The sequence below is a fragment of the Ligilactobacillus sp. LYQ60 genome, assembly GCF_045033015.1.
GTDB lineage: Bacteria > Bacillota > Bacilli > Lactobacillales > Lactobacillaceae > Ligilactobacillus.
Map to the genome: position 1 here is coordinate 119617 of NZ_JBJFZV010000005.1, position 7868 is coordinate 127484.

The following is a 7868-nucleotide window of genomic DNA, read 5'->3' on the forward strand; positions in this document are numbered from 1 at the left end:
AGGTGGATTAGATGGCAGACCAACTTGAATTACGGTTTCGGCGGGCAATGACGACTTTTCACCTTGCACATCATTTGGTTCTCGTTGCCGTTTCAGCTGGAAGTGATTCGATGGCACTCATTACCCTTCTCCAACGCTTACCTGAAAGAGAGCGGCCACGCCTTGCCGTAGCGTATGTTGACCACCAGCTCCGGACAGCTAGCCAAGCAGAAACAGCGTACATAGTGGCATATTGTCACCGTCACCGCCTGCCCCTTTACCAGGTTAAGTGGGCACAGGCCCTGCACCCTAAGACGGGGATTGAAGCCGCGGCGCGGGATTTTCGGTACGCCTTTTTTAACCGGGTTATGCAAGCAAATAAAATTCCAACCCTGATAACGGCGCACCATGCTGATGATCAGGCAGAGACCGTGATTCAAAAACTAATTCGGGGTGGGCGAGTTAACCGGCTTCAAGGAATTCAACCAAGTCGTTCGTTTGGGGATAATTTACGTATTATTCGTCCCCTTTTAGGAATGCGCAAAGAAGAACTCCGGACGTATGCTATCCGGCACCACGTGCGCTTTTTTGATGACGAAACAAACGGGGAGGATGACGTGCAGCGTAACCGGATTCGGCACCATATTATTCCCCAGTTGGAACAGGAGAATCCGGTGGCCGTGGCGCACATTAATATGGCCGCTAGTGGGGTACAACAGCTACTTACAGCGGTGAAATGGGAGGTTGATCGGGAATGGCCCCGGGTCGTTTCGCCCGATCGGGGTGTAAGCTGCCAGCAGCTACAACGGTTGCCTGCTGCAATTCAAGCGGGAGTGCTTGACCGGTTTGCGCCGGCAATGACCATCCGGCAACGGGCCCAGGTGGAACAACTTGCAGCTAATTTGCAGCGGCCTGATGGAATGGTAAATTGCGGTTCGTTTTTTATCATTAAAGACCAAGGGTGGTTGGTTAAAATAAAGCAGCCTTCGTTCCAAACGACAAGTCCGTTTTCACTCCGTCTTACACCTGGTAGTTGGGTGATGCTTCCTACTGGCGGAATGGTTGGACTCTTTGAACGCACAGAATGTCCTGTTGAGGGACCAAGTCTTCTAGTACCTGCAGGGCCGTTGACGATCCGTTCACGGCAGCCGGGTGATCGGCTTATTACCCGGACAGGACATCAACGGGTAAAGCGGGTATTACAGGCCGCTCATGTTCCGGGAAGTCAGCGGGTAGATTGGCCGGTTGTGGTTACGGCGACCGGCGAAGTAATTGCTGTTTTGGGCATTAAGTATAGTGATTTGTCACTCACCGGTGGAGATGCTAGAATAGGGCAATACATAGTAGTTTATCGGTCAGCGACGGGAAGGAGAACGAACGGTGGATAACGATATTTTGAAGGTCCTGTATAGTCAGGAAGATATCCAGCAAGCGTGCCAGAAAATGGGAAAACAGATTACGGTGGATTTTGCGGGGAAGAATCCGCTGGTAATCTGTATTTTAAAGGGTGCTGTAATGTTTATGACGGATATTGTTCGGGAGATTAAAACGTACCTGGAACTTGATTTTATGGATGTGTCAAGTTATGGCGATGGGACTGAATCAACGGGGGACGTGCGGATTTTAAAGGATCTGGACGTCTCTGTGAGTGGTCGGGACGTCTTGATTGTTGAGGATATCATTGATACGGGCCGCACCCTCGATAAACTCGTGGGGTTATTGAGTCACCGGAATGCTGCTTCTGTTAAGGTATGCACCCTGTTTGATAAGCATGATCGCCGGGAAAAGGCGATTACGCCAGACTACGTTGGGTTTAATGTTCCCAACGAATTTATCGTTGGTTATGGGCTCGATTATGCGGGAAAGTACCGGAATCTACCGTACGTCGGCGTTTTAAAACCGGAAGTTTATTCTGATTAATAGGTTAGTCAATGATAGTCAAATGTGGTAAGATTTACCGTGATAGTCATTAATGAATAGTGATAATTTTTGAGAATTGAGGAAGTGAACGCATGAATAACAAGCGTAATGGGTTATTCCGCAACGTGTTGTTCTACCTCGTGATAATTCTTGGTGTGATTGGGATGGGCTATTACTTCTTTGGTGATAAGACGGAGTCGTCTAGCCAGCAGATTCAGTCCAGCCAATTCATTACGGCGTTAAGGGAAAATAACGTTAAGAGTTATACGATGCAGCCGTCGGGATCAACTTATAAGGTAACGGGGACGTACCGGCACCCCCAAAAAACCCACAGTTCCAATAACGGTCTTTTGGGAACGGGAAGCAGTACGAATAAGGTGACGAGTTTCACGGCTACCGTTCTTGCAAACGACCCGACTGCCCGCGAGATTCAGCGATATGCTAATAAGTACCACGTAAAGAACAATGCGAAGGCGGATTCGTCCAATAGTATTTGGATGCAGTTGCTGATCTACGTGGCACCGGTAATCTTCTTCTTGTTCTTCTTCTATATGATGATGGGGCAGGCTGGCCAGGGTGGTCAGGGCGGCCGGATGATGAGCTTTGGTAAGTCAAAGGCTAAGCCAATTGACAAGAAGAAAAACAAGGTGCGGTTCTCCGATGTAGCCGGCGAAGAAGAAGAAAAGCAAGAACTGGTTGAAGTTGTTGAGTTTCTCCGTAATCCGCGAAAATTTAAGGCATTAGGGGCAAAGATCCCGTCTGGGGTTCTGCTTGAGGGCCCGCCAGGAACCGGGAAAACGTTACTCGCGAAGGCGGTCGCCGGTGAAGCGGGTGTTCCGTTTTACTCCATTTCTGGTTCGGACTTCGTTGAAATGTTCGTTGGGGTTGGGGCATCCCGGGTGCGCGACCTCTTTGAAACTGCCAAAAAGAACGCGCCGGCGATTATTTTTATTGATGAAATCGATGCGGTTGGTCGTCGTCGGGGCAACGGCATGGGCGGCGGCCACGATGAACGGGAACAGACGTTAAACCAGTTGCTGGTTGAAATGGACGGATTTGAAGGCGACGAAAACGTCATCGTGATGGCCGCAACGAACCGGTCTGATGTCTTGGACCCAGCGTTGCTACGGCCGGGACGATTTGACCGGAAGATCTTAGTTGGGCGGCCGGACGTAAAGGGCCGGGAAGCAATCTTGAAGGTACATGCCCGGAACAAACCGTTTGCGGATGACGTTGACCTGAAGATGATTGCTAAGCAAACGCCGGGGTTTGTGGGGGCTGACTTAGAAAACCTGTTAAATGAAGCTGCCCTATTAGCTGCCCGTCGGAATAAGAAGCAGATTGATTCGTCGGACCTTGATGAAGCGGAGGACCGAGTAATTGCTGGGCCAGCAAAACGTGACCGGGTAATTAGCAAGCATGAACGTGAGACGGTGGCTTTCCACGAAGCCGGGCATACCATCGTTGGTCTGGTCTTAAACGATGCGCGGGTTGTCCATAAGGTAACGATTGTGCCGCGGGGACGGGCCGGCGGATATGCCATTATGTTGCCGAAGGAAGATCAGATGTTGATGTCAAAGAAAAACCTCAAGGAGCAGATTGCCGGATTAATGGGTGGTCGGGCTGCTGAGCAGATTATTTTTGACAGTCAGTCTTCCGGAGCAGCTAATGATTTTCAGCAGGCAACCCAGTTAGCCCGGGCAATGGTTACAGAGTACGGGATGAGTGAGAAACTTGGCCCCGTTCAGTACGAAGGTGACGCCAGCATGAATCCGGGCGAAATGGCTGGACAGCATAGCTATTCTGGTCAGACCGCTAATACAATTGATGCTGAGGTTAAACGCCTTTCCGATGAAGGAATGGCAACGGCGACGAAAATTATTCAGGAACACCGTGAGCAGCACCGGGTAATTGCCGAAGCCCTGTTGAAGTATGAGACGCTGGATGAAAAGCAAATTCTTAGCCTGTACAAGACAGGAAAGATGCCAGCGCAGAGTGAGGAAGATGAGTTTCCAAGTGAGAAGGCTGCTACTTTTGAGGAATCAAAGCGAGCCCTCGAACAGAAGGAAGCGGAGCGTTATGATGGGAAGAACGACAAGGACGCTAATAAAACGGTAACGTTCTATCCGCATAACCACCAATCGGATGAATAAGAACAAAGCGGGATAGTCGGGACGAACGACTGCCCGCTTTTGTCGTGCATGTAAACATGATAAAATCACTACTGGAAATTATGGGTGAAAGGAGCGGACAAGATGAGCGATTATTTAGTAAAGGCACTGGCGTTTGATGGCCAAATCCGGGCATACGCAGTGGATGCAAGTGCTACTGTGCGCCAGGCGCAGCAGTTACATGATACCTGGAGTGCGGCCTCGGCTGCTCTTGGGCGGAGCATTGTGGCAACGGTGATGCTGAGCGCCGCATCCCTTACGGATGATGAGCGAATGACAGTTAAGGTTAATGGGGACGGCCCGGTTGGTGGAATTGTTGTTGACGGTAATGCGCACGGAATGGTGAAGGGCTACGTACAACACCCGCATGTGCACCTTCCGCTTAACGATCAGCACAAGATTGATGTTAAGGGGGCTGTGGGAACGAAGGGGTTCTTGGCGGTAACGAAGGACCTTGGGTTGAAGGAACCGTTTACCGGAGAAGTTCCGCTGGTGTCTGGTGAGCTGGGAGAGGACTTCACGTATTACCTGGCAAAATCTGAACAAATTCCATCAGCGGTGGGATTATCAGTTTTTGTTAATGACGATAATACCATTGCGACGGCCGGAGGATTCATGCTTCAAGTGATGCCCGGGGCGGATGATGACGTAATCACCAAAGTGGAGCAACAGATTAACGCGATGGCGCCAATTTCGGCACAAATGCGGGCCCATAAAAAGCCAGAGGATATCCTAACAACCATTTGTGGGAAAGGGCGCCTTAAGGTACTTGAAACGATGCCGGTTAAGTATGAATGTGACTGTTCGAAGGAGCGGTTTGCAACGGCCCTTGCAAGCGTTGCTCCGGCTGATTTGCAACAAATGATTGATGAGGATCACGGTGCCCAAGCAGTGTGTCATTTTTGCGGGAAAGATTATCGGTTTAGTGAACAGGAGCTCCGCACGATTTTGAAGAACGCAACGCAAAAGGAGGGATAGCCGTGACAAAGTGGAAGATTGGAAACGTTGAGATTCCGAATCAAGTAGTTGTTGCTCCGATGGCGGGAGTAACGAACGTGGCTTTCCGTACAATTTGTCGGGAATTTGGCGCTGGTTTGGTCGAGTGCGAAATGATTTCGGATAAAGGAATTCATTTTCGAAATAAAAAAACACTCGGAATGTTATTTGTTAATCCCAACGAGCATCCAGTAAGCATTCAGATTTTTGGGGGCGATGAGGATACCCTAGTTGAAGCAGCCCAGTTTGTACAGGAAAATACCGGAACGGATATTATTGATATTAATATGGGATGCCCGGTGCCTAAGGTAACTAAAACCGAGGCGGGCTCTAAGTGGCTGTTAGACCCCGACAAGATTTATCACATGCTAAATGCTGTTGTGCATAGCGTGGATATTCCGGTTACGGTTAAAATGCGGACCGGCTGGGATGATGATCACATTTTGGCTGTTGAAAACGCCCTAGCAGCTGAAGAAGCGGGGGTTGCGGCCCTGGCAATGCACGGGCGAACCCGGAAGCAGATGTACGCTGGTCATGCTAACTGGGAAATCTTAAGGGATGTAAACGATCATCTTACTAAGATCCCATTTATCGGAAACGGTGATGTACGAACTCCCGAATTAGCAAAGAAGATGCTTGATGAGGTTGGGTGTACTGCCGTGATGATTGGGCGGGCAGCCCTCGGGAATCCGTGGGTAGTTCGGGAGGTTGCGCATTACCTGGAAACGGGCGAAAAGATTGCGCAACCAACCCCGGCGGAGAAAATCAAAGTGGCTAAGGAGCACCTTCACCGGCTAATTAAGATTAAGGGTGAAGTGGTTGGCCCTAAGGAATTTCGGTCGCAAGCGGCGTACTACCTAAAAGGGATTCCGCGATCTGCTCGGACTAAGGCGGCATTAAATGATGCTGATACCGAGGAAGAAATGGTTGCGATTTTTGACAAGTTCCTTGCAGATTACGAGGAACGCCGGATCCGCCGGGAACAGTGTTAGTTTTATGGTATACTGACAGGGACTAAGGATGAAGAAGGGACGATTAAAGATGGCAAAGAAGCAGCAGCCAATGAACGATCAAATGCGGGTACGGCGGCAGAAGATGCAAGAGCTGCGTGATGAGGGAATTGATCCTTTTGGTCACCGCTTTGAGCGGGACGCGACAAATGCGGAATTACACGCAAAGTACGGCAAAATGAGTAAAGAAGAACTCAATGATTCGGAGCTCACGGCTACGATTGCTGGGCGGATGGTTGCTAAGCGGGGAAAGGGTAAAGTTGGCTTTGCTGACCTGCAGGACCGAACCGGCAAAATGCAATTGTACGTGCGGAAAGATGTTGTTGGTGAGGATCAGTATCATATCTTTAAGCGGGCTGACCTTGGGGACTTTCTGGGAATTACCGGTGAAGTGATTAAGACTGACATGGGTGAGTTGACCCTGCGCGTGACAAAGTTGACGCACCTATCAAAGGCGCTGCGGCCACTTCCGGATAAGTATCACGGATTACAAAACATCGAACAGGTTTATCGTCAGCGGTACCTTGATTTGATTACCAATAAGAATAGTTATGACCGGTTTATTAACCGGAGTAAAATTATCCGGGCGGTACGGAAGTACTTGGATGATAACGGCTTTATTGAAGTGGAAACGCCAGTGTTAAATACCATGGCAGGGGGAGCGGCTGCTCGGCCGTTTATTACGCATCATAATGCGTTGGACATTGACCTTTACCTGCGGATTGCCCTGGAGTTGCCATTGAAGCGGTTAATTGTTGGTGGAATGGAGCGGGTTTATGAATTGGGCCGAGTTTTCCGGAACGAAGGAATTGATACCCGACACAATCCAGAATTTACTACGTTGGAAACGTACGCAGCTTACTGGGATTTCGAGGATGTCATGGATGAAACTGAGGGTATTTTTAAGGCAGCCGCTAAGGTAGTTACTGGCAATGGAATCGTGACGTATCAAGGGAAGGAAGTTAACCTTGATAAGCCGTTTAAACGCGTTCACATGGTTGATATGATTAAGGACGTTACGGGGGTTGATTTCTGGCAAAGGATGACGCTTGAAGAAGCGCGAAGGGTTGCTGATGAGCACCACGTTCATTATGAGGATTACTGGCAGGTAGGTCATATTATTAACGAATTCTTTGAAACGTTCTGTGAGGATAAGATTGTTGATCCAACGTTTATTTATGGGCATCCGGTTGAAGTTTCACCGCTTGCTAAGAAGAACGCTAGTGATTCGCGATTTACAGATCGGTTTGAATTATTCATTCTTGGTGGTGAATATGCCAATGCCTTTACTGAATTGAATGATCCGGTTGATCAGCGGCAGCGGTTTGAAGCGCAGGCGGCTGAACGGCAGGCTGGAAACGATGAGGCCGAAAGTATTGATGAAGACTTCTTGGAAGCAATGGAGTATGGAATGCCGCCAACGGGTGGTTTAGGAATTGGAATTGACCGGTTAGTAATGCTGTTAACGGACGCACCGTCGATTCGGGATGTTTTGTTATTCCCAACGCGACGGCCGGAATAACAAAAAAGATAATAAAGGAGCTGTGACTTGCGTCGCGGTTTCTTTTTTATAAAAAGCGCATTTTTGTGAAAAAAGAGGAAGTAAGTTGTTGACGGTAATTGAGAGTGATGCTATTATAAAATAGTTGTCGTAAGGCAATGGGATAGATCTTTGAAAACTGAACACAGTATCGACGAATTAAATGTGTAGGGCTCTTTTGAGCAACATAATTTAACGAAGTCAAACTTCGCTAGTAATAAATAATGAGTCACGAATTCAAAATGAGAGTTT

6 protein-coding genes are annotated in these 7868 nt (G+C 48.8%); all 6 read left to right on the forward strand.

Annotated features, from left to right (window positions below; all coding sequences use genetic code 11):
• The first annotated feature begins 11 nt into the window (after positions 1 to 11).
• The 6 genes from tilS to lysS all read left to right on the forward strand — a co-directional run bounded on the left by tilS (position 12) and on the right by lysS (position 7598).
• Positions 12 to 1367: a tRNA lysidine(34) synthetase TilS gene (tilS, locus tag ACI3EZ_RS05975; protein WP_405025826.1), complete on the forward strand. Its 1356-nt coding sequence runs from the start codon at positions 12 to 14 to the stop codon at positions 1365 to 1367.
• Positions 1360 to 1899 carry a hypoxanthine phosphoribosyltransferase gene (gene hpt / locus ACI3EZ_RS05980; protein WP_405024617.1) on the forward strand — a complete coding sequence of 180 codons (540 nt, stop codon included), beginning with the start codon at positions 1360 to 1362 and terminating at the stop codon, positions 1897 to 1899. The genes tilS and hpt overlap by 8 nt, the downstream gene beginning before the upstream one ends.
• Before the next feature lie 92 nt (positions 1900 to 1991).
• A complete protein-coding gene (gene ftsH, locus ACI3EZ_RS05985) occupies positions 1992 to 4052 on the forward strand; it encodes an ATP-dependent zinc metalloprotease FtsH (RefSeq protein WP_405025827.1) in 2061 nt (686 codons plus the stop codon).
• Between the two features lie 102 nt (positions 4053 to 4154).
• A complete protein-coding gene (gene hslO, locus ACI3EZ_RS05990; RefSeq protein WP_405024615.1) occupies positions 4155 to 5048 on the forward strand; it encodes an Hsp33 family molecular chaperone HslO in 894 nt (297 codons plus the stop codon).
• Positions 5049 to 5050: 2 nt separating this feature from the next.
• The gene (gene dusB, locus ACI3EZ_RS05995; RefSeq protein ID WP_405025828.1) at positions 5051 to 6058 is read left to right on the forward strand and encodes a tRNA dihydrouridine synthase DusB; all 1008 of its coding nucleotides are present in this window, start codon (positions 5051 to 5053) and stop codon (positions 6056 to 6058) included.
• Positions 6059 to 6107: 49 nt separating this feature from the next.
• The gene (gene lysS, locus ACI3EZ_RS06000; RefSeq protein ID WP_405025829.1) at positions 6108 to 7598 is read left to right on the forward strand and encodes a lysine--tRNA ligase; all 1491 of its coding nucleotides are present in this window, start codon (positions 6108 to 6110) and stop codon (positions 7596 to 7598) included.
• Positions 7599 to 7868: the final 270 nt, after the last annotated feature.

Coding starts and splice junctions, on each gene's coding strand:
- tilS (WP_405025826.1), top strand. CDS start 12: ATGGCAGACCAACTTGAATTACGGTTTCGGCGGGCAATGACGACTTTT.
- ftsH (WP_405025827.1), top strand. CDS start 1,992: ATGAATAACAAGCGTAATGGGTTATTCCGCAACGTGTTGTTCTACCTC.
- hslO (WP_405024615.1), top strand. CDS start 4,155: ATGAGCGATTATTTAGTAAAGGCACTGGCGTTTGATGGCCAAATCCGG.
- lysS (WP_405025829.1), top strand. CDS start 6,108: ATGGCAAAGAAGCAGCAGCCAATGAACGATCAAATGCGGGTACGGCGG.